The organism is Capnocytophaga sputigena (assembly GCF_002302495.1).
GTDB lineage: Bacteria > Bacteroidota > Bacteroidia > Flavobacteriales > Flavobacteriaceae > Capnocytophaga > Capnocytophaga sputigena.
This window is the reverse complement of sequence record NZ_CP022379.1, coordinates 64848-87183: the sequence shown is the minus strand read 5'-3', so window position 1 is coordinate 87183 and position 22336 is coordinate 64848. Positions and strand designations below refer to the sequence as shown.

The following is a 22336-nucleotide window of genomic DNA, read 5'->3' as shown; positions in this document are numbered from 1 at the left end:
TCAAAAATGATTACCTGATAATCAATTATTTTTAAAGTATGTTATGTAGGAAAGCCAGCTATCGCTGGGTATGTGCTACAAATGCCCCTAAAAGAAAACTTTTTTATTCACAATCTATTTTTTGTTTGACTATAATTTCGTAAATTTGTATCTCGTCATTCATAATTCGTCATTTATTCCCGTTAAGACAAATAACAATCATTTTTGCAGCTTGTCCCCCTTCGGGGGTTCGGGGGCTATCTCGTCATTCGTCCCTCGTATTTCGTAATTTATAAAGCACATCTAAACCCCATATTCAGCATCGTATAGTTCGCTTTGAGACTCCCTCGTAGCGCATACCGCATAAAAGCTGCATAGTTAGTAAGGTCGGAAGCATTGAGCGCACTCCCACCACAAAAAAGAGCATCATCTCCTTGCTTGTCTTTACGCGAGTCGCCCGAGAGTAGCACGCTGTTGAAGTCCGACACCCATTCCCATACCAAGCCGTGCATATCATATACGCCCCAATAGTTCTTTGGCGTACTGCCTACTTTCTGTAGGTAGGTCTTAGGCGTTTGCATGCTCCGCACTATATACTCTTGATAATGTTTCTTCTTGCGGGCATCTATACTTTGGGCATCGGCTTGGGCTACGTACTCCCACTCGTCGGTTGTCGGCAGTCGCTTCCCTTCACACTCACAATATTTCTTGGCAGCAAACCACGAAATGTGGGTTACTGGGGCTTGTGCTTCCAGCGGACTAAATTCTAAGTCGCTCTTCCAGTGCGAAAGATAACTCTTCTGCGCAAAGATTCCTTTCACGCGAGAGCGTTGCCACTCGGGGTGTTTCTCCAAAAAAGCTTTGTATTGTGCATTGGTCACTGGGTATATATCTAACTGAAAGCTCTTTACGTTTACGGGCTTTGTCGCTTTATTCTCCCCTTTCACTCCATACAAAGGCACATAGCTTCCTCCTTTTATCGTTACCATTGGAGTAGAAGTTTGCCCTAAGAGCCATCCACAAAAGCATAAAGTTATTATGTTAATAAGGTATTTTTTCATCATTATCACCCAATTAACGTTTTTCTCTTACTTTCTTCACTCTTTCAGGGCTTACTACGGTTTTATTGTTCTCCCAGTTGTGATATACGTAGGTGAGCACATCGGCTATTTGTTCTGGGGTAAGTGGTTGAGGAGGCATCATACTGTTGTACTGTTTGCCATTCACAGTAATCCCTCCCGTATGCCCTTTCAATACGGTCTCTATTGCTCTGTCTACATCAGCATTCAGGTAGTCAGCTTTTGCCAAAGGCGGAAAAGCTCCTTCCAACCCTTGCCCTTGTGCCTGATGACAAGCCACACAAGTACGCTGATACACTTTCTTCCCATCTTCCATCTGTTGTGCCAAAGTCTTATTCCCTGACTCCTGTCCCCTATCTACTGACACCTGTTCCCTGACACCTATCACCTGATAAGGCACTGCCTCTTGCTTGCCGTAGATAACTGGATTTTCTCTCCCTTGCGCGATGAGTTGCCCTAATGCACCTTTGTTGAAAGCGCGGAAAATAGCGTGGTCTACTAGCGTATATGAACCGGGCACTTCTACTTTGAATTCTACTATAGCTGCCCCTCCCGCAGGAATAACTGTCGTTTGCACATTTTCGTTTACGAACTTGCCTCCTTCTACCTGCACTCGGTCAAAGATTTCTCCTATCACGTGGAAAGAAGAGATGAGGTTAGGACCTCCATTTCCTACAAAAAGGCGTACCGTTTCACCTGCATTCACCGTGAGGGCTTTATCGCCTGCAATAGCACCTACTTTCCCGTTGAAAAGCACATAATCAGGCTTCTCTGCAAGGGCTTTCTCTTGGCTGAAGGCTTGTAATCCTTGGGTTCCATAATCTCCTTCGGTATAGAAATCGCCTTGCATCACATAGTATTCCATATCTACTGGGGGCAGACCGCCTTCGGGCTCTACCAATATAAGTCCATACATCCCATTGGCGATATGCAAAGGCACGGGCGCTTGAGCACAATGATATACAAAAAGCCCTGGGTTCAAACATTTAAAGGTGAAGGTACGTTGTTGCCCTGGAGCTACCAACGACGCATCAGCACCTCCTCCTGTTCCCGTTACTGCGTGAAGGTCGATATTGTGTGCCAATTTGTTATCTGGGTGATTTTTAAGTGTAAACGACACTTCATCACCTACACGAGCTCGAATAAAACTCCCTGGCACTGTACCGCCAAATGTCCAAAAAAGGTACTTAGTACCATCTGCCAATTCACCTTCTTTTTCTATGATTTCAAGTGTAACACTCAGTTTGGTAGCCTTCCGATTGCCTACTGGCGCTGGTACGAAAGGAGGTGAAGTAAGTTGAGCTACCATTTCCCCTTCTACGGGAATGTCAGCAGTAGAAGTATAAGTAGTTTGTTCATTACAAGCACTTAACAATAAAGAAGCACTCAACAGTAATAAATTGTATTTCATAAAATCTTTTCTTATCATTATATATTTAGTTATATAGAACCAATTAAAATATGACGCAAATATAATACTTTTTCATCTAATAATCTCTATCCCAATATCGCTTTTTAGTTCCCACTATTCTCCCAGCTCCCATTACTCCCATTACTCCCATTAAAACTGCCCGTGCGGCTCGCACCCCACTGCTCTCACCACTAAAGGTCAAACACTGAAGTCCGTTTCACAAAAAAGACATCTTTAATTCTCAACAAAGAAGCCAATAATAGATAAACACCAAAACCAGCCCCTAAAGTAGCAAAAGTGCCATAGATGAAGAAAATACGCACATCTTTAGCGCGTACACCTAATTTCTCAGCCAATCGTGCCGATACTGCAAAGCCATATTTCTCTAAAAAAAATCTAAACTTTGAAATCATATCTAATTATTTGTTACCCGTTGTTTGTTTGTCTTAAAAAGTAAAATTATGCCAAGTCCGAAGAAAATAATCAATGAGACAGTCGCATTGCGCATATTATTCGTAAATTGGTCAATGAGTCCATAAATTCCCATCCCTATCACGATTCCTATTTTTTCAGTCACATCGTAAAAACTGAAGAACGAAGTTGTATCTTTAGTATCAGGTAAATAAGCCGAATAAGTAGAGCGAGAAAGCGTTTGTATACCCCCCATCACAAGCCCTACTAAAGTAGCAATGATGTAGAATTGCATCGGTTTGTACACATAATATGAAAGTAAACAAATCCCCACCCATATAGCATTGAGTGCTATCAACACCCCAATATTCCCCCATTTGCGCACAGCAATAACCGTGAGTCGTGCTCCTACTATAGCCACTAATTGAATTATAAGTACACTCACTATCAGTCCTATAGTACTTTCTTCAGCACTCGTCCATTGTATTTCTTGTTCTCCGAAATAGGTAGCTACCAGCATTACGGTTTGCACCCCCATACTATATACAAAAAAAGCAATGAGATACCATTTCAATCGTGGTGAAGTAGTGAGTTGTTGCCATACTTTGCGCAATTCCTTAAACCCATTAAAAAAAATATTTTTTGTAACTTTAGCTCCATTCTTTTTATGTGATGGAAGGTAGTAAAAAGGAATACTACTGAAGCCTATCCACCATATTCCTACAGTGATAAATGAAATTCGCATTGTAGTGAGTGTTGTTTCAGTATTAGTAGTAGTAAAACCTATCCATTCAGGCTTCATTACCATTATCAAATTGAAAATCAATAGCAACACACTCCCCGCATAGCCTAAACTATAACCTTTAGCACTTATGGCGTCATATTGTTTTGGCAAAGCGATATCTGGTAAATAGGAATTGTAGAATACAATACTTCCCCAAAAACCTAACACACCACAAAAATAACAGAATAAACTAAAATAGATATGCTCTAACGAAAACCAGTACAAACCTATACTTGAAAGAGCTCCCATATAGCAAAAAAAGCGCATAAATGTCTTTTTGTTGCCTAAATAATCGGCTATACCACTCAAAATAGGCGAGAGTACCACCACCATAGCAAAAGCCAAAGCGGTTACGAAAGCAATTACCGATGTACTTTTGATTATCATCCCAAAAAGGACTATATGGGTAAGCCCTGCAGTGCGAAATAATAGTCCGTAAAAAATAGGAAAAATAGTAGATACAATAGTAAGTGAGTATACTGAGTTCGCCCAGTCATAGAACGCCCAAGCGTTGAGTAGTTTTTTGTCACCTCTTGCTAAATTGTTCATAGTTTAGTGTTTTTTACTTCGTTTGCTACTCCATTTCTCAAGTAGATAAATCACCAAAAAGCCTGCTATTCCTAATAGTACTGAAATAAGAATTTGTGGTTCATTATGAGTAATCTCTTTAAAAACACAAGGCGATACGCTCTTTTCCCACACAGCCACAGCATTGCCTTGAGCATCTGTATCCCATTTCAAAACTTCTTTCCAAGGCCATACTTTGTTTAGAGAACCTACGATAAAACCAGTCAGCCCTGCAAAAGTAAGAGTGCGGTATTTGGCAAACAACCATTTCAGCGCTTTAGAAAAACTCAAAATACCCGTAATTGCTCCTATCCCAAAAATACCTATGAGTTTAAAATTCCACGAACTCAAAGCATCAAGAACTGTGTGATAAGCTCCTAACAACACTAGTATAAAGGCTCCTGAGATTCCTGGTAATATCATTGCGCAAATAGCCAAAGCACCACAGAAGAAAATAAATATCAAATTCTGGTTGCCACCATTCACTAAGGGCGGAATAATCGTAATAAAATAGGCAACTCCCCCTGATATGAGCATCACGAGTATTGTAGCTAAATTCCAACGCTTAATTTCTTTTATCAAAAAAAGCACACTGGCGATCATCAACCCAAAGAAAAAAGCCCATATCATTATAGGTTCATTCTCTAAAAGCCATTTCATTCCTTTGGCAAGCGATAGGATGCTAACCCCTATTCCCGCTAAGAGTGCTACAAAAAAATTACCATTAATATGCTTCCAAAAAGCTACAATGCCTTCGCTGAACAAAAGTTTAAACGCTTGTAAATTAATCTTGCTAATAGACCCTACAAGCTCTTCATAAATTCCCGATATAAAGGCTATAGTACCCCCAGAAACTCCTGGTACTACATCGGCTGCTCCCATTGCTATTCCTTTGGAAGTGATAAATAAATAATCTAAAAAATTGCGTTTCATAACAATTTATAATGTCTCTTTCTAATTTAAACGGCGCAAAGATAATAATATTTTGCTAATTAATAGTCTATCAGTATTAATTTGTAAATTTTTCGTTTTACACTTTGCCAAAGTTTTTGCCCGTGCTGATCACACCTTTCCCTAAATTAATTAATTTTGATAATCAATTGATTTTAATTGTAGGGGCGTTTTGCAAACGCCCTCACAAAAAGGGTAAAACACCTTATCAGAGTTTTTCTGATGTCCACTGAGTACTTCAAAATTCATTTTTGCATAAATCCATGGAATCTGCACGCAACTTTTGCAACAAAGCTGCCTATTGCGTAATTTAGTATAATATTCCACTTCTGGATTCTCTCCTTCGGGAAAAGTTTGTGATGAAAGCTGCAATTTTTCTAACTATCTAATTTGTTAATTTGCTAATTACTTCGTATCTTTGCAAAATAAAAGTATTTTCTTATGAAAACGGAACATCAATTACATATCAAATATAATGTTTTTAATAGTTTAACCGACCTACCTGAGAAAGCTCAAAATCTGATGAAACAAGCTATAACCACTCGTGAAAAGGCTTATGCTCCTTACTCTAAATTCAAAGTGGGTGCTGCTGTTTTGCTCAAAAACGGACAAACTTTTATAGGTTCTAATCAAGAAAATGCTGCATACCCTTCAGGTCTTTGTGCCGAAAGAGTAGCTATATATCAGGCTTCTACTCAGTATCCCGATGAGGAAATCGAAATGATTGCAATCTCTGGGTCTGCACAAGATCCTACTGCTCATCCGGTATCGCCTTGTGGAGCTTGCCGCCAATCACTCTCCGAATACGAAACCAAACAAAAAAAACTCATCCCTGTCTATTTTATGGGAGCAGAAGGTGAAATCGTTCAAACTGAATCTATTAAAGATCTCTTACCTTTCCTTTTCGATGGGAGCCTGATGTAATATACGAACAACTAAAAACTATAACGAATGAACTCAGAAGAAATTATTACCTCTGCCAAACAAACTATTACTGAAGAAGCTCAAGCTATTGCTAAACTAATTGATTATATCGACGACGATTTTACTAAGTCAGTACAATATATATTGCAATCCAAAGGTCGTGTAGTGATTACAGGTATAGGGAAAAGTGCTATTATTGCTAATAAGATAGTAGCTACTATGAACTCTACTGGTACTCCTGCTATTTTTATGCATGCTGCCGATGCAATCCACGGTGATTTAGGTATTATACAGCAAGATGATGTAGTAATATGCATCTCTAAAAGTGGTAACACCCCCGAAATAAAAGTGTTAGTACCTTTGCTCAAACGCGGTAATAACAAGTTGATAGCCATTACCTCTAATAAAAACTCTGTCTTAGCACAACAAGCTGATAGTGTGCTTTATGCTCACGTCGATAAAGAGGCTTGCCCTAACAATTTAGCCCCTACTACTAGTACTACGGCTCAATTAGTATTAGGTGATGCGTTGGCAGTTTGTCTGTTGGAAATGAAACATTTTGGCAGTAGTGACTTTGCTAAATACCATCCTGGTGGTGCATTAGGAAAACGTTTATACCTAAAAGTGTCTGATATTGTATCTCATAACCAAAAACCTGAGGTCTCTCCTGATACCGATATTAAAAAGGTAATTGTAGAAATATCTGAAAAAATGCTCGGAGTTACTGCCGTGCTCAACAATCATCAGATAGTTGGAATAGTAACGGATGGCGATATCCGCCGAATGCTTAGTAAAACGGATAGTATCAAAGGGCTTACCGCTAAAGATATAATGAGCGTTAACCCCAAAACTATTGAGGTCGATTGTTTAGCAATTGATGCCCTACACCTGATGGAAAAAAATAAAATCACACAACTATTAGCAACTAAACAAGGTGAATATGTGGGAATTATACACCTGCATAACCTTATTCAAGAAGGACTTATTTAAAAACTAAGAATATTAATTATTTAAAAAATGAGAGATCTATCCAAAATGACAAACATTGAGGACTTGCGCGTTGTTTGCAAACGCAATGTTCCTAAAATGTTCTATGAGTATGTAGACACCGGCTCTTGGACTGAAGCAACTTACAAACAGAATGTTTCAGACTTCAACCCTATCAAATTCCGCCAACGTATCTTAGTGGATATGGACAATCGTACCCTCGAAAGTACACTCCTTGGCAAGAAAGTTAAATTCCCTGCAATGACGGCTCCTGTCGGATTTATGGGAATGATGTGGGCTGACGGTGAAATCCACATGGCTAAAGCTGCACAAAAATTCGGTATCCCCTTCACCCTATCTACTATGTCTATCTGCTCTATTGAGGATTTAGTAGAAGCTGGCGTCGAACCATTCTGGTTTCAGCTTTATGTAATGCGTGACCGCGAGTTTATGAAGGACCTTATCCGTCGTGCTAAAGAAGCTAAATGTTCAGCTTTGATGATTACTGTCGATTTACAAGTGTTAGGTAATCGCCACCGCGACATCAAAAACGGACTTTCTACTCCTCCTAAGTTCACCATTCCTAATATGTTGAACCTTTCTACTAAAATTCCTTGGGGATTGCGCTATGTCTTCGGTAACCGCCGATGGACTTTCCGCAATATTGCTGGACACGCTAAAAACGTATCCGACCTTTCTTCTCTATCTTCTTGGACAAAAGAACAATTCGACCCTAGCCTTAGCTGGAAAGATATTGCTGAAATCAAAGAACTTTGGGGAGGACCTATCATCTTAAAAGGAATTATGACCCCTGAAGATGCTATAGAAGCAGTAAAATACGGCGCTGATGCTATCATCGTCTCTAACCATGGTGGTCGCCAGATGGATGATACTATTTCCACTATAAAAGCCCTTCCCGATATCGTAAGTGCTGTAGGTAGCCAAACTGAAGTATGGATAGACTCTGGCTTCTATACAGGTCAAAACATGCTCAAAGCGTGGGCTTTAGGAGCTAAAGGTATTATGCTTGGTCGTGCTCCTGTATATGGTCTCGGTGCTTATGGCGAAGAAGGGGTAACCCGTGCTTTGCAAATACTCTATGACGAAATGGATACTACTATGGCTTTCGCTGGTCATCGTAACCTCCAAGATGTAGATAGCAGTATCTTAGTAGAAGGTACTTATCCTCTGCCAAGTAACCGATAATTCAAAAAAATAATGTACCTTTGCCCCCGCAATGAGTAAAAAGAAAAATATAACCATAGAAAATGTTATCGTTACCGATGCGGGGGCTAAAGGCAAAAGCGTTGCCAAAGCTCCTGATGGTCGCGTTATTTTTATCAACAATGCTATCCCTGGCGATGTAGTCGATGTACAAACTACTAAAAAAAAATCGGCTTATTACGAGGGATTTGCTACTAAATTCCACGAGTATTCTAATCGCCGTGTAACTCCCGTATGTGCCCATTTTGGCTATTGCGGTGGATGCAAATGGCAAGATATGAACTACGAAAGTCAGCTGTTCTACAAACAAAAAGAAGTCGAAAACAACTTAGTGCGTTTAGGAAAAATAACAATTCCTGAACTGATGCCTATTGTAGCTTCCGAGAATATCTATTTCTATCGCAATAAAATGGAATTCTCTTTCTCAGATATGCGCTGGCTTACTCCCGAAGAAATTCAAAATGCCGATACAATTGAACAACGCAATGGTCTAGGTTTCCATATCGCTGGTGCTTGGGATAAAATCCTCGACATTGATAAATGTTACTTACAAGAAGACCCTTCTAACGCTATACGTTTGGAAATCAAACGTTTTGCTTTAGAAAATAACATAGCTTTCTATAGCCCACGTCAGCAAACAGGCGTCTTGCGTTCTATGATGATACGTATCTCTTCTACAGGCGAAATAATGCTGGTAATACAATTCTTTAGTGATAGTAAAAAATGTAATTTGCTATTAGAACATATAGCTCAAACATTCCCTCAAATCACTTCTTTGCAGTATTGTATTAATAGCAAAGGGAACGATGCTATCTACGATCAAGATTTAAAAATCTATAAAGGTACCGATTGTATTTATGAAGAAATGGAAGGTTTGCGCTTCAAAATCAATGCAAAATCTTTCTATCAAACGAACTCTAAACAAGCTCACAAACTATATCAAATAACCCGTGACTTTGCCGATTTAAAAGGTGATGAATTGGTATATGACCTCTATACTGGTACAGGTACTATCGCTCAGTTTGTAGCAAGAAAAGCTAAAAAAGTAGTTGGTGTCGAAGCTGTACCCGAAGCCATTGCCGATGCCAAAGCCAATGCCAAAGCTAATGGTATTGAGAATGTGAGTTTTTATGTAGGGGATATGAAAAACGTTTTCAACGATACATTTATCAAAGCCAATGGTACCCCCGATGTAATCATCACCGATCCTCCTCGTGATGGAATGCATAAAGATGTAGTAGAGCAAATTCTGCAAATCGCCCCCCCTAAAATAGTATATGTAAGCTGTAACAGTGCTACTCAAGCACGTGATTTAGCTTTGTTAGACGAAATGTATAAGGTGACAAAAGTACAACCCGTCGATATGTTCCCTCAAACTTACCACGTTGAAAATGTTGTACTTTTAGAAAAAAGAAATCTCTCCTAAAATCTGTAAAACAAAAGTTTTTAGTTACATTTTGCAGCTAATTAAAAATAATGTTGTACTTTCGCGCCATTATGAATATATACGATATAGAAGCTACCAAAATATTATTGGAAAAGCAACCTAAAATAAGTATTATACCCCACAAAAACCCCGATGGTGATGCCATAGGTAGTTGCTTGGGGCTTTACCATTATCTCAAGTTGCATCACTGTGATGTAACAGTGGTTTCTCCTAATGATTTTCCTGACTTTCTCAAATGGTTACCTGCCGCAGATCAGATTCTTATCTACGACAACAATCCCAAAAAAGCAACAGAGCAGATAGAAGCCTCCAAACTTATTTTCACACTCGATTTCAACGCTCTTAAAAGAGCGGATTCCCTTACCCCTTTGCTAGAAAACTCTAAAGCAACTTTTGTGATGATTGATCATCATCAAGAGCCTGATGACTATGCCAAAGTTACTTTTTCTAATCCTAAAGCGAGTTCTACTTGTGAAATGATTTATGCTTTTATTGATGCAATGGGCAATAAAAATCAAATTGATAAAGATATAGCTACTTGTTTGTATACGGGGATTATGACGGATACAGGTAATTTCAAATACCCTATCACTACTAGCAACACACTCAAAATCGGTGCTTTCTTAATAGAAAAAGGAGCTAATAATAGCCAAATCAATAGCAATGTGTTTGATAACAATTCTTATAATAAATTGCAATTGCTTAGTACCGCTCTCAAAAATTTAGTGTATATCAAAGAGTTTGACACCGTCTATATAACACTTTCTTCCGAAGAATTACAAAAATACGATCATCAAAAAGGAGATACTGAAGGATTTGTAAACTATGGGCTCACTATTAAAAACACTAAATTAGCTGTCATCTTTATCCAAGAAGGTGATTTCGTAAAAATGTCTTTGCGTTCTAAAGGTAATAATGATGTGAATCTATTTGCTCGAAAATGTTTCAATGGAGGCGGACACGTAAATGCAGCTGGAGGAAGATTTGATGGGTCTATAGAAGAAGCGGTAGCTTATTTCAAACAAGTGTTACCTGATTTTATCCACAAAAATATGTAAAACGATACAATGAATATACTCAAAAAAATAATAGCTCTAAGTGCCATCGGCATAGTATTGACAAGTTGTGCCGATAGGCAAGCGCGTCATCCTATAACTAAAAAAACAAGTACTTTTTTAAAAGAATCAGCTATGAAAAACAAAGCATTATTAGCCTCCGAAGAAGCGCTGATAGATTCTATCATCAAAAAAGATACGCTACATAATTTTATAGATTCACAACACGGATTTAAGTTCTACTATCTAAATCAAAACCCTGAAGCTCATTATACTGCTCAGTTTGGCGATATTGTAACTTATGATTACAGCCTTTCCGATTTGCAGGGTAACCAGCTTTATCAAGAAAAACCCGATGGTGAATACAAATATTATGTAGATAAAGAAGAAGTATTCCAAGGCTTGCGTTCTGCATTAAAATTGCTAAAAGAAAAAGAAAGTGGAGTTTTCTATTTCCCCTCAAGTGTAGCTTATGGCTATCGTGGCGATAAAGATAAAATCTCTTTCAATCAACCTATTATAGCTAAAATCGAAGTCTTCAAGATTGAAAAAAATCAAGAAGATGTAAAACCTCGACCCGAATAAATAAACATTTTTAATTAATTATTATATTATGAGACGACTCAATTTAGTAGCATTGCTCTCTGCAATGTTTGTATTTTTCAGTTGTAATTCGCAAAAAAAAGCCTACAAAGATTTAGGTGATGGCTTATTTGCCGATATCGAAACTACTCAAGGAAATATCATTGTAAAACTCAACTACAAAGAAACTCCTATAACAGTAGCCAACTTTGTTACTTTAGCCGAAGGTAAAAACTCTTTCGTAAAAGCCGAATACAAAGGTAAACCTTTCTACAACGGAACGATCTTCCATCGTGTGATCAAAGATTTTATGATTCAAGGGGGTGACCCTACTGGTACAGGTATGGGAGATCCTGGATATCGTTTTGAAGATGAATTTGTTCCTACTTTACAACACGATAAAAAAGGAATTTTATCAATGGCTAATGCAGGTCCTGGCACAAATGGCAGCCAGTTTTTCATCACTCAAGTACCTACTCCTCACCTCAATGGTCGTCATACTGTTTTCGGTGAAACTGTGAAAGGTTTAGAAGTAATCGATGCAATTGCTAATACTAAAACTGTAGCTAATGATAAACCTGAAAAAGATATCAAAATCAATAAAATTACAATCATTGCTAATGGTAAAGACGCTAAAAACTTCAATGCTGTAAAAGTTTTTGAAAACTATTTCAAAGATATCGCTAAAAGAGAACAAGAAAAAGAAGCTAAAACCAAAGCTGCAGCTGCTAAATTCTTAGAAGAGGTTAAAACTCAAGAACCTCAAGCTAAAGCACTTCCTTCTGGAGTAAAAATGTTTACTTTAGTAGAAGGTAAAGGCAAACAGCCTAACCACACTCAACAAGTAATGGTAAACTATGCTGGATATTTGGCAAATGGTACTCTCTTCGATTCTAATGTAAAAGAAATAGAAGAAACTTATGGCAAATACAATGCAATGCGTGAGCAACAAGGCGGCTACCAAGCATTCCCTATGGAATATAATTCCAATGCTCCTCTTATCCCTGGTTTCAAAGAAGCTCTTCTTAAAATGAAAGTAGGTGATAAAGTGCGTGTATTTATCCCTGCTGCCTTAGGTTATGGCGAAAGAGGTGCTGGTGAGGTAATCCCACCTAATAGCGACCTTATTTTCGACATCGAAATCACCGACATAGCTAAATAACCCCTAAAACCTAACCACTCACACCTAAAAAATGGTATATAAATTCAGAGTAATACTTGACGTTAAAGAAGACGTTTTTAGAGATATTGCAATCCAAGGTGATGCTACTTTGGAAGATTTACACAATGTAATCAACCAGTCATTCGGCTTTGCTGGCAATGAAATGGCTTCCTTCTACCTTACTGACGATGATTGGAATCAAGGCGAAGAAATCACCCTTTTCGATGTATCCGAGAGTGGTGAAATACGCTTAATGGAAGAGACTACTATCGAGTCTGTCGTAAGTGAAGATGAACCTAAATTGTTGTATGTGTATGACTTTATGTCAATGTGGACATTCTTCGTAGAATTGGTAGATATTGAGGAGGAAAAATCTGGTGTATCCTACCCTGCTTTGATACACGCTCACGGATCTATCCCTGCCGAAGCTCCCGAAAAGTCATTTATCGCCGATGATTTTGATGAATTTGAAGATGAGTTCAATGATTTCGACCTCGATGAAGACGATTATGGTAGCTTCAGTGAAGAGGAATACTATTAATTTCGATAACATCTATGCTTAACTTATATACAACAAACATCGAAACGCTTTCTATTCACAGAGTAGGTAATTTGAGCAAAGGGGAACCTCTATTCTTCTCTGAAAAACCTTATGCGTTAAACGACGAAATTATAGGCTTGCTTAAAGAATATTTTTTCAAACCTTTTCGTGAAAAAGAAGAAAACTACTTCCATTTTGTGCACGATGCCGATGTAGAATTCAATACTCTTTACCAGCTGGTAACCCCTATTTTTGAGGATGAAAGTACAATTCACGAACAATCAGGAAAAATTGCTCAACACTTGTACAACCAGTCTAATCATCCTCATATCAAAAGCGGAGAAGTCTACATTACTCTTTTGCACGATACTTATTTGGATAATGAAAAGGTAAAAGCTGTTGGTATTTTCAAATCTGAGGTAAAAAATAGTTTCCTACAATTTGAAGAACAAGGTAATCAGTTGGAAATGATTATCCAAGAAGGTGTAAACATCCATCGTTTGGATAAAGGTTGTATCATTTTCAATGTAAATAAAGAAGATGGCTACAAAATACTTTCTATTGATAGCAATCGCTATGACACTAAGTATTGGTTAGAAAATTTCTTAAATGTGGATGCTTTGGTCGATGACAACTTCTACACTAAAAAGTACTTAAAATTCAGTCAAGATTTCGCAAAAGATGTGATTTTACCTGCTGAAGATAAAAAAGAAGAAGTACTCTTTATGAATCGCGCAATCAACTACTTTGCTAAGAATGATGATTTTGAAGAAACCTCATTTATGAATGAAGTTTTTGAGAATCCTGAACTTATACCTGAGTTCAAACACTACAAAGTAGAAAAAGGTCCTAAGTATCAAATAGAAGATGTATCAACCTTCCCCATTGCTAACAAAGCGGTCTCCGATGTACGTAAAAAAATTAAAAACGTAATCGATTTAGATACTAATATTCAAATACGTATGGACTTCATCAATCCAGAATCCGCCGATAAGTTCATCGAAAAAGGTTGGGATGAGGAAAAACAAATGTACTACTATTTAGTGTATTTTAACAAAGAACAAAAAGGTTCATAAAAATAATCTTATCAAAAATAAAATGGCATATAGTTTTTTATATGCCTTTTTTTTTATACTTTTGCGTCTTAAAAACATAAAGCTATGATAGACGCAAATAAACTGTCAATAGGAATTCTTTTGCCTATTGAATCGTACGAAGGGGCTATCCCTAAAATGGAGAACCAAGTGCAACTTATTCAGCGTGCCGAAGCCTTAGGATATGACACTGTATGGGTGCGTGACATCCCCCTCAACAACCCCGATTTTAAAGAAGTAGGCCAAATGTTTGACCCTTGGATTTATTTAGCTCATATAGCATCTCTCACACTCTCTATCAAAATAGGCATAGCAAGTGTAATTTTGCCTTTGCGTCACCCTTTGCACGTTGCTAAAGCCTCTGCAAGTCTTGATGTTTTGTTCCCTAACCGTTTTGTTTTGGGGATAGCTTCAGGCGACCGTCCTATAGAATACCCCGCATTCAACAAACCTTTTGAACTCCGTAGTGCTCACGTCGCTGAACATATTCAAATGCTTAAAAAATTATGGAGTACAGACTTTCCTACTTATAATAACGACTATGGTACTCTAATGGAAAAAGTAGGTGATGTACTTCCTAAACCTATTCACAAAAACATACCAATGTACGCCACAGGGCACATAGGCGGTGTAAATTTAGATTGGATAGCAAAACACACCGATGGTTGGATTTATTATCCTCGTGACTTTGCCTTTACTAAAAAAATAGTAGAAGATTGGCATGAAGCTCTAAAAAAAGAAGGCGAACCTGCTAAACCTTATATACAACCTGTATATATAGACCTTATGGAAGACCCTGATTTCGAACCTCAAAAAATGGATTTAGGTTTTCGTCTTGGTCGTAATTATCTCGTAGATATGTTTCACGAACTCGGAAAAATAGGGGTCAACCATATTATGTTAGTACTCAAGTATTGTAGTCGCCCTGCTGGTGAAGTACTTGAAGAAATCGGAAAAGAAGTATTGCCACAACTCAGATAGTACTATGAGAAATTTTATATTACTCTACTTTTTAGTTTTTTGCATTGGTGTATATGCCAATGATGGTGCTTTCTATATGGCAGGTAACCAACTTGTTCCCATTAATGAAACAGATATTTCAGTAAAGAAAGAAATTTTGTATATCAAAAAAACACAAGAATTTGCGGAAGTATCAGTGTATTACGAGTTTTTCAATCCTAAAGAAACAAAAGAAATCATAGTTGGTTTTGAGGCTGGACGCCCCAGTGGAGATGTGGATGGAGCTCCTATCAATGGACATCATCCTTATATGTTTGATTTTACGGTATCACTTAACGGTAACTTTTTGCCTTATCAAATAGCTTATGTAGCGGATTCTCTTTATGCTAAAAATGGAAAAGTGGAGAGTATAGACTTGAAAACTTTCAAAGGAGAAACCGATGGTAATTATATTGATTTTATGTATGTTTATCATTTCAAGGCAAAGTTCAAAAAAGGAAAAAACATTGTAAAGCACACCTATAGATACAAACTATCAGGAGGAGTATGTAATTACTATGATTTCGATTATGTGCTTACCGCTGCCAAACGCTGGGCTAACAAGCAAATCGATGATTTTACCCTGATCTTGGATATGGGAAGTATACAAACAGCTTCTATCCGTAAGACTTTCTTTAAAAATAGTAATGATTGGATTTTCAATGGGGTTGGAAAAGTAACTGAAAAGCAAGATTACACTAATTTTTATATTCAACAAGGTATTTTGACCTTTGAGAGAAAGAACTTTGCTCCTAAAGATGAATTGTATGTTACGGAGATGCGCCCGTGGGGTTGTCAAGAGAAAGAAAGTGGACAAAAATTTCTTTTTTCATTAGGAAAAAACCAAGAATTAGGAGACCCCAATGAAAAAACTCCCGAAGAAAAACGCCTCATCCGCAACCTGCCATTTGCACGACGTGGGTATATATTTAAGGATAAAACTTTGCAAGATGCTTTTAAAACAGAAGATTGGTATCAACCTAATCCTTCTTATACCCCCGAAGTTGAAGCCCTTACTGAAGAGGAAAAACAAGTCATTTATACATTTAAATAATACCCTTTTTTATTATGACCATTACTCAATACCAATATGTGCTAGCAGTAGCCAAATATAAAAACTTTACTACTGCCGCCGAACACAGCTTTGTTACCCAGCCTACCTTGAGTATGCAAGTGCAGAAATTGGAAGAAGAGTTGGGCGTAACTATTTTCGACAGAAGTAAAAAACCTTTACAAGTTACTGAAATAGGTGAACAAATTATCAAACAAGCCCAAATAATAGTAAACGAAGCTGGGCGAATGAACGATATTGTCGCTCAACAAAAAGGCTATATAGGTGGTGAGTTCCGCGTAGGGATTATCCCTACCGTCTCCCCTACCCTGCTGCCTATGTTCCTTACCAATTTCATTAACAAATATCCTAAAGTTTGCCTAAAAATCGAGGAACAAACCACTGAAAATATCTTGAAGAAAATTGAAGATGGTAGTTATGATGCAGGTATTTTAGCAACTCCCTTACACAATTCATCAATTGTAGAACGCCCGTTGTACTATGAACCTTTTGTTGCTTATATTCCTGTAAATCACCGTCTACAAAATTCTAAAACTATCTACTCTGAAGATTTAGATATCAACGATATTTTAATGCTTGAGGATGGTCATTGCTTTAAAGATAGCGTACTCAATATCTGCAACCAAGATGTAATCGACTCTAAAGAACATTTCCAACTAAAAAGTGGAAGTTTTGAAACTTTAGTGCGATTAGCTAACGAAGGCTTAGGAATGACCCTCTTACCCTATCTACACTCTTTGGAACTGAAAGAGGAAGAAAAGAAACGCATTCACTATTTTGCCGAACCCTATCCCGCTCGCGAAATTAGCTTAGTTTATCACAAAAATGAACTGAAATTGCAAATTATCAAAGCTTTACACGATACTATTGCAGGGGTAATTCGTGGAGCTATTGTATTTCAAAATGTAAAAATTGTCAGTCCTATAAGAGAAAGGCACAAAATTTGATAGAAACAAAAAATTAAAAAAAACAGGATATATGAAAAATGTTAGCTAATTAGCTAACTTCTATTTTCCATCCTAATAAAAACAAATAACATTTTATGATGAAGAATATTTCAGCAGCATTATTTTTATTATTTATCTCATTTGCTTCTTGTAGCTTTACAAGCAAAAAGTTCGACAATCCTAATAAGGATAAGGACACTGTACTATTAGAAATTATTGAGCACGTGCTCGAAAATGCTCATTTTAGTCCCGTGAAAATGGATGATGCTTTCTCTAAGAAAGTATTTGATAGTTATCTAAAAAATATCGATGGACAAAAACGCTATTTACTCCAATCTGATATCAATGAGTTAAAAAAATACGAAACTCATTTAGATGATGATTTGAAAAAAGGCGATATCTCTTTTTTCAATCTTTCTTACAATCGCCTTAAACAGCGTATGAAAGAAGCTGAAGCCATTACTAAAGCTATCTTCGCTAAACCTATCAATCTCAACACCAATGAGACCATCAATACTGATTATGATAAATTGCCTTTTGTAAAAAATAAAGCTGAATTACAAAATCGATGGAAACAAGTTATCATTTTCACTACACTTTCTACTTACATCACTAAACAAAAAGAAGAAGCAACTAAGAAGGAAAAAGATGCTAAATATCAGCCTAAAAGTGACGAGGTTCTGAAAAAAGAATCTGTAGAGTCTACCCAAAAAACATTGGCTGATATGTTCAGCATGTACAACGACATTACTCGTGAAGAGTGGTTCGCTATGTTCGTGAATGCTATAACTGAAACTTTTGACCCTCACTCTAACTATATGGCGCCCGACATCAAAGAAGGTTTCGACCGCGATATGTCTGGTAAATTTGAAGGTATTGGCGCTCAATTACAAAAGAAAACTGATGGTATAGCTATTACTAATGTAATTTTAGGAGGACCTGTTTGGAAAGGTAAACTCTTAGAAGTAGGTGACCAAATCCTAAAAGTAGGTCAAGGTGCTGCCGAACCTGTTGATGTAGTTGGTATGCGTTTAGATGATGCTGTAAAGCTCATTAAAGGTCCTAAAGGTACCGAAGTACGCCTAACTGTAAAACGTGTAGATGGTACCATCGAAGTGGTTCCTATCATCCGCGATGTAGTAGAAATCGAAGAAACTTATGCTAAATCAGCTGTGATTACCGCTAATGGTAAACGTTATGGACTCATCAATCTTCCTAAATTCTATATCGATTTTGAAGATGTAAACCGTCGCAATGCTGCTACCGATGTAGCCCTCGAAATTGAAAAACTTAAAAAAGAAAATATTGATGGATTAATTATCGACTTGCGTTCCAATGGTGGTGGTTCTCTAAAAACTGTAGTAGATATAGGAGGTCTATTCATCCCTAAAGGTCCTATCGTACAAGTAAAATCATCACGTGGTAGTCGCGATGTCCTCTCCGACAACGACCCTAAAACCCAATGGGATGGTTCTTTAGTAATCCTTACCAACGAACTTTCTGCTTCTGCTTCCGAAATCCTAGCAGCTGCTATGCAAGACTATAAACGCGCTATTATCATAGGTGGTAAACAAACTTTCGGTAAAGGTACTGTACAAAGTTTTATAGACCTAAACGAGTTCCTACGTCAAAACAATTACGGTGACCTTGGTGCTTTGAAAATCACTATCCAAAAATTCTACCGTATCAATGGAGGATCTACCCAGCTCAAAGGAGTTGAAAGTGATATTGTTGTCCCCGATAAATACAAATATATCGATATAGGTGAACGTGATATGCCTAATGCTATGCCTTGGGATAAAATAGAACCTGCTAAGTACACCCCTTGGGCAAACAATGCCAATTTTGATATGGCTATCGAAAACAGTAAAAAGCGTATCAGTGAAAATGAATACTTAAAGCTAATTGATGAAAATGCTCAATGGGTAAAACAACAACAAAAAGATAATGTTTTCCCTCTCAACTATGAGGCTTATAAAAAAGTAATAGATAAAAATGAAGAGCAAGCTAAGAAATTCAAAGCAATTAGCGACTATAAATCTAACTTAAAATTCTTTTCTGTAGCTTCCGATGAAGCTAAAATTAAAAATAGTGAAGAATTAAAACTTCGTCGTGACCGTTGGCACGAAAGTCTTGAAAAAGATGTATATATAGACGAAGCTGTAAAAGTTTTAGAAGATTTGAATAAATAAAACAATAACTAACAGATTATAAAAACATTGGCAAAGCTAAATACTTTGCCAATGTTTTTTATTTTGGGTATATGATATTTTTGTTATATCTTTGCACTACATTTTGCCCTTTAGCTAAATAAAATGTATTTGAAAATCTTCGTTTTTATATATTTATTTTGCGTTGCGTACATACAAGCACAGCAACCAGATAGTCTTTCTCAACAAGAAATTCGCAAAGAGTTAGAAACTATCAAGCAATTCCGCCAGAAGGATTCCATACGTATTGCAATGCTCTTAAACGAAATTCAACTGCTCATCAACAACGAGAAAAATACACCTTCAATTACTAATTCTTCTACTACCAATGAAAAAGAAATAGAAAAACTACGCAATAAAATGCGTGGGCGACCTATTGTTTTTGAAAAAGATACCTTATACTATCTCTATACTTCTTATGGACCTTACGATATTGATACTCGCGTAAAATACGTAGAAGAAAAACTCAAAGAATTATATAACGACCCCTATTTTGTTGCCGATTCTATCAAAATAAAACCTGCTAGCGACTATTTATCAGTAATGTATAACGATAAAACCATTACTGGGGTTTCAATGGTAGATGCGCTTTGGGAAAATAGCTCCCAAACTGAATTAGCTCAAAGATATGCTAATATAATAAAAAATACAATTGTAAAGTATAAAGAACAAAATAGCTTAAAAAGTGTCCTAATCCGCTTAGCTGAATTGTTATTAGTACTCTTCATTGCCTTTATACTTGTATGGGCTATCAACCGATTGTTCGATTTCTTAAAAAAAATCACCCTCAACTCCGAGCATCGCTTCCTTACAAGTATACGTATCAGAAACTACGATTTTATCAAAAAACCAGGAATTGTAAAAGTTTTAGTGAAATTACTCGCTATACTGCGTATTGTATTTCTACTTTTCTTGTTAATAACAATTATCCCCCTAATTTTTGACATTTTTCCTTCTACTCAATACTTGTCTAAAATCATAGTACAATGGATTTCTGAACCTATAAAAAACGTTGGTATAGCAATTATTGGGTATTTGCCTCATTTGTTCTATATGGTCATCATTGCTGTTATCACACGCTATGTATTGAAAATATTGCGCTTTTTTGCTTTAGAAATAGAACGTGGTATCTTAAAAATAAAAGGCTTTCATCCGGAGTGGGCTCATACTACTTATGTCCTAGCACGTATGATGTTATGGGTATTAGCATTAGTAATAATGTTTCCACACCTTCCTGGCTCCGATAGTGATGCTTTCAAAGGAATTTCTGTCTTTTTAGGGGTGTTGATTTCTTTAGGTTCTTCTTCTGCTATTTCCAATGCTATTGCAGGTATTGTAATCAGTTATATGCGTCCATTTCAAGTAGGTGATTGGATTAAATCTGGAGAAATTATCGGAGCAGTGATAGAAAAAAATGCCTTAGTAACAAGATTAAAAACTATCAACAACGAAGATATTACCATCCCTAATTCGGCTATTTTGAGCGGTGCTACTATGAACTTTACTTCTATAGGCAAAGAAATAGGTTTAGCACTAAATGTACAGGTAAAAGTACGCTATGATTATTCTGATAATTTAGTAGAAGAACTTCTTATAGAAGCTGCTTTGAAAACTAATGGTATTTCTCCTAAACCTCATCCTTACATTTTCCAAATTTCACTCAGTGAACTGAACGCTGTTTATGAACTCAATGCTTATACTTTTCATCCTGAAAATATGTATTTTATAAAATCTGATCTAACTAAAAATATCCAAAGTACTTTTAGACAAGCCAATATAGAGATATTCTCAACACAATACGTAGAAATAAGAACTCCCTTTTCAAATACTAAAAAACAAAATTCATAATGAAGCAACGACTCATTTTTATAGACGTTATACGCGCTTATGCCATCTGTATGATGTTACAAGGGCACTTTATTACTGCCCTACTCGCTGAACAATATTGTGACGAAAGTAATCCTTACTATCATATTTGGCATTATTTCACAGGTATTACTGCTCCTGTATTCCTTACCATCTCTGGATTTATTTTTACCTATTTACTCATTCGTGAAGGAGAACGCTGTGGTGTAGGCTTCAAGAATCCTCGTGTGTTAAAAGGAGCTAAACGTGGTTTAATGCTTATTGTGGTAGCTTGTATTTTGCGTAAAAGTATTTATTTTGTAGATATATTGCATTGTATAGGGTTAGCACTCATTATAATGGTGGGACTTTATTTGTTAGCTCGAAATCACGTGAGGCACTTCCTTCCTGCAATGCTCATTGCTATTACCCTAATACTCTTTACTTTCAACGAAACTTATAACAAATATGAGTACTCTTGGTTACCTCAAGTTGTAGCAAATTATTTCACCCCTAAATATGGTACTTTCTTTACTATTTTTCCGTGGTTAGGTTTCGTAACCTTAGGAGGCTTTATGGGGTCTCTTTTCTATTATTTTAGAAATGCCAAACATCTATATATAGTATATACCTTACTACTTATTATTTTCGGTGCTATTTTTCACTTCCAATACCACACCTTTCACTTCTTATATAGTATTACAGGATGGACTCATTTTGAAAGTTTAGCACGTAATGGTTTTCTTTTCTTAAGAATGGGTGATACTCTCTGGACATTTGCAGTATTTGTAATCTTGCGAAATGTGCTTACTGCTCAATTCTTACAGCTTATCGGGCAAAATACTCTTTCTATTTACATTATCCATAGTATTGCGCTCTATCACTTTATTCCATATTTCAACTTAGACCATTATTTTCATAAGAGCCTAAATCCTAAGCAAGCTGTAATAGGTGCTATTCTCTTTGTGATTACTATACTCATCGTATCGTTCTACTATCACAAATTCAGTAAATACATAAAAGAAAAATATCCTAAAAACAATTGATAGAAAAATTAAAAATTTT

20 protein-coding genes are annotated in these 22336 nt (G+C 36.8%); 15 read left to right on the top strand and 5 right to left on the bottom strand.

Going from position 1 to position 22336, the window contains the following annotated elements:
- Window positions 1-269: 269 nt before the first annotated feature.
- The 5 genes from CGC57_RS00375 to CGC57_RS00355 form a co-directional block, all read right to left on the bottom strand.
- Window positions 270-968 carry a formylglycine-generating enzyme family protein gene (locus CGC57_RS00375; RefSeq protein WP_370684734.1) on the bottom strand — a complete coding sequence of 233 codons (699 nt, stop codon included), beginning with the start codon at window positions 966-968 and terminating at the stop codon, window positions 270-272.
- A gap of 85 nt (window positions 969-1053) precedes the next feature.
- A complete protein-coding gene (gene nirK / locus CGC57_RS00370) occupies window positions 1054-2469 on the bottom strand; it encodes a copper-containing nitrite reductase (RefSeq protein ID WP_232034005.1) in 1416 nt (471 codons plus the stop codon).
- A 191-nt stretch (window positions 2470-2660) separates the two neighbouring features.
- Entirely contained in the window at window positions 2661-2882 is a 222-nt protein-coding gene (locus CGC57_RS00365) for a hypothetical protein (protein ID WP_095897522.1), read from the bottom strand.
- A gap of 2 nt (window positions 2883-2884) precedes the next feature.
- Window positions 2885-4213, bottom strand: coding sequence for an MFS transporter (locus CGC57_RS00360; protein WP_095897521.1), 1329 nt, complete (start codon window positions 4211-4213; stop codon window positions 2885-2887).
- Between the two features lie 3 nt (window positions 4214-4216).
- Entirely contained in the window at window positions 4217-5164 is a 948-nt protein-coding gene (locus tag CGC57_RS00355) for a polyprenyl-phosphate transporter (protein WP_095897520.1), read from the bottom strand.
- Window positions 5165-5623: 459 nt separating this feature from the next.
- Between CGC57_RS00355 and cdd the strand changes: the two genes are divergently transcribed.
- From cdd to CGC57_RS00280, 15 genes are all read left to right on the top strand, one after another.
- On the top strand, window positions 5624-6106 hold the full coding sequence (gene cdd, locus CGC57_RS00350; protein ID WP_002678225.1) for a cytidine deaminase: 483 nt from the start codon (window positions 5624-5626) through the stop codon (window positions 6104-6106).
- Window positions 6107-6133: 27 nt separating this feature from the next.
- On the top strand, window positions 6134-7096 hold the full coding sequence (locus CGC57_RS00345; protein ID WP_002678106.1) for a KpsF/GutQ family sugar-phosphate isomerase: 963 nt from the start codon (window positions 6134-6136) through the stop codon (window positions 7094-7096).
- 27 nt (window positions 7097-7123) lie between these two features.
- Window positions 7124-8299 carry an alpha-hydroxy acid oxidase gene (locus CGC57_RS00340; protein ID WP_002678184.1) on the top strand — a complete coding sequence of 392 codons (1176 nt, stop codon included), beginning with the start codon at window positions 7124-7126 and terminating at the stop codon, window positions 8297-8299.
- A gap of 31 nt (window positions 8300-8330) precedes the next feature.
- Window positions 8331-9743, top strand: coding sequence for a 23S rRNA (uracil(1939)-C(5))-methyltransferase RlmD (gene rlmD, locus CGC57_RS00335; protein ID WP_095897519.1), 1413 nt, complete (start codon window positions 8331-8333; stop codon window positions 9741-9743).
- A 71-nt stretch (window positions 9744-9814) separates the two neighbouring features.
- Window positions 9815-10822, top strand: a complete 1008-nt coding sequence (locus tag CGC57_RS00330) for a DHH family phosphoesterase (RefSeq protein ID WP_095899431.1) — start codon at window positions 9815-9817, stop codon at window positions 10820-10822.
- 9 nt (window positions 10823-10831) lie between these two features.
- Complete coding sequence (gene gldI, locus CGC57_RS00325) at window positions 10832-11404, top strand: gliding motility-associated peptidyl-prolyl isomerase GldI (RefSeq protein ID WP_002678223.1); 573 nt, start codon at window positions 10832-10834, stop codon at window positions 11402-11404.
- Between the two features lie 28 nt (window positions 11405-11432).
- On the top strand, window positions 11433-12563 hold the full coding sequence (locus CGC57_RS00320; protein WP_095897518.1) for a peptidylprolyl isomerase: 1131 nt from the start codon (window positions 11433-11435) through the stop codon (window positions 12561-12563).
- A 31-nt stretch (window positions 12564-12594) separates the two neighbouring features.
- Window positions 12595-13104 (top strand): IS1096 element passenger TnpR family protein, encoded by a 510-nt coding sequence (locus CGC57_RS00315; RefSeq protein ID WP_095897517.1) that lies wholly within the window; start codon window positions 12595-12597, stop codon window positions 13102-13104.
- Between the two features lie 14 nt (window positions 13105-13118).
- Complete coding sequence (locus tag CGC57_RS00310) at window positions 13119-14180, top strand: nucleoid-associated protein (protein WP_095897516.1); 1062 nt, start codon at window positions 13119-13121, stop codon at window positions 14178-14180.
- An 84-nt stretch (window positions 14181-14264) separates the two neighbouring features.
- Window positions 14265-15179 carry an LLM class oxidoreductase gene (locus CGC57_RS00305; protein WP_095897515.1) on the top strand — a complete coding sequence of 305 codons (915 nt, stop codon included), beginning with the start codon at window positions 14265-14267 and terminating at the stop codon, window positions 15177-15179.
- 4 nt (window positions 15180-15183) lie between these two features.
- Window positions 15184-16251, top strand: a complete 1068-nt coding sequence (locus CGC57_RS00300; protein WP_095897514.1) for a YARHG domain-containing protein — start codon at window positions 15184-15186, stop codon at window positions 16249-16251.
- Between the two features lie 14 nt (window positions 16252-16265).
- Complete coding sequence (locus CGC57_RS00295) at window positions 16266-17216, top strand: hydrogen peroxide-inducible genes activator (protein WP_095897513.1); 951 nt, start codon at window positions 16266-16268, stop codon at window positions 17214-17216.
- A 98-nt stretch (window positions 17217-17314) separates the two neighbouring features.
- Complete coding sequence (locus CGC57_RS00290; protein ID WP_095899430.1) at window positions 17315-19408, top strand: carboxy terminal-processing peptidase; 2094 nt, start codon at window positions 17315-17317, stop codon at window positions 19406-19408.
- 123 nt (window positions 19409-19531) lie between these two features.
- Entirely contained in the window at window positions 19532-21274 is a 1743-nt protein-coding gene (locus tag CGC57_RS00285; RefSeq protein ID WP_095897512.1) for a mechanosensitive ion channel family protein, read from the top strand.
- Window positions 21274-22317, top strand: coding sequence for a heparan-alpha-glucosaminide N-acetyltransferase domain-containing protein (locus CGC57_RS00280; RefSeq protein ID WP_095897511.1), 1044 nt, complete (start codon window positions 21274-21276; stop codon window positions 22315-22317). The genes CGC57_RS00285 and CGC57_RS00280 overlap by 1 nt, the downstream gene beginning before the upstream one ends.
- Window positions 22318-22336: the final 19 nt, after the last annotated feature.

Bases quoted from the DNA above. Each gene is read 5' to 3' on its own strand.
- rlmD (WP_095897519.1), top strand. From the start codon at position 8,331: ATGAGTAAAAAGAAAAATATAACCATAGAAAATGTTATCGTTACCGAT.
- CGC57_RS00290 (WP_095899430.1), top strand. From the start codon at position 17,315: ATGAAGAATATTTCAGCAGCATTATTTTTATTATTTATCTCATTTGCT.
- CGC57_RS00280 (WP_095897511.1), top strand. From the start codon at position 21,274: ATGAAGCAACGACTCATTTTTATAGACGTTATACGCGCTTATGCCATC.
- CGC57_RS00360 (WP_095897521.1), bottom strand. From the start codon at position 4,213: ATGAACAATTTAGCAAGAGGTGACAAAAAACTACTCAACGCTTGGGCG.
- CGC57_RS00320 (WP_095897518.1), top strand. From the start codon at position 11,433: ATGAGACGACTCAATTTAGTAGCATTGCTCTCTGCAATGTTTGTATTT.
- CGC57_RS00300 (WP_095897514.1), top strand. From the start codon at position 15,184: ATGAGAAATTTTATATTACTCTACTTTTTAGTTTTTTGCATTGGTGTA.
- CGC57_RS00295 (WP_095897513.1), top strand. From the start codon at position 16,266: ATGACCATTACTCAATACCAATATGTGCTAGCAGTAGCCAAATATAAA.
- CGC57_RS00330 (WP_095899431.1), top strand. From the start codon at position 9,815: ATGAATATATACGATATAGAAGCTACCAAAATATTATTGGAAAAGCAA.
- CGC57_RS00355 (WP_095897520.1), bottom strand. From the start codon at position 5,164: ATGAAACGCAATTTTTTAGATTATTTATTTATCACTTCCAAAGGAATA.
- CGC57_RS00345 (WP_002678106.1), top strand. From the start codon at position 6,134: ATGAACTCAGAAGAAATTATTACCTCTGCCAAACAAACTATTACTGAA.
- CGC57_RS00310 (WP_095897516.1), top strand. From the start codon at position 13,119: ATGCTTAACTTATATACAACAAACATCGAAACGCTTTCTATTCACAGA.
- CGC57_RS00375 (WP_370684734.1), bottom strand. From the start codon at position 968: ATGGTAACGATAAAAGGAGGAAGCTATGTGCCTTTGTATGGAGTGAAA.
- CGC57_RS00285 (WP_095897512.1), top strand. From the start codon at position 19,532: ATGTATTTGAAAATCTTCGTTTTTATATATTTATTTTGCGTTGCGTAC.
- cdd (WP_002678225.1), top strand. From the start codon at position 5,624: ATGAAAACGGAACATCAATTACATATCAAATATAATGTTTTTAATAGT.
- CGC57_RS00315 (WP_095897517.1), top strand. From the start codon at position 12,595: ATGGTATATAAATTCAGAGTAATACTTGACGTTAAAGAAGACGTTTTT.
- CGC57_RS00340 (WP_002678184.1), top strand. From the start codon at position 7,124: ATGAGAGATCTATCCAAAATGACAAACATTGAGGACTTGCGCGTTGTT.
- gldI (WP_002678223.1), top strand. From the start codon at position 10,832: ATGAATATACTCAAAAAAATAATAGCTCTAAGTGCCATCGGCATAGTA.
- nirK (WP_232034005.1), bottom strand. From the start codon at position 2,469: ATGAAATACAATTTATTACTGTTGAGTGCTTCTTTATTGTTAAGTGCT.
- CGC57_RS00365 (WP_095897522.1), bottom strand. From the start codon at position 2,882: ATGATTTCAAAGTTTAGATTTTTTTTAGAGAAATATGGCTTTGCAGTA.
- CGC57_RS00305 (WP_095897515.1), top strand. From the start codon at position 14,265: ATGATAGACGCAAATAAACTGTCAATAGGAATTCTTTTGCCTATTGAA.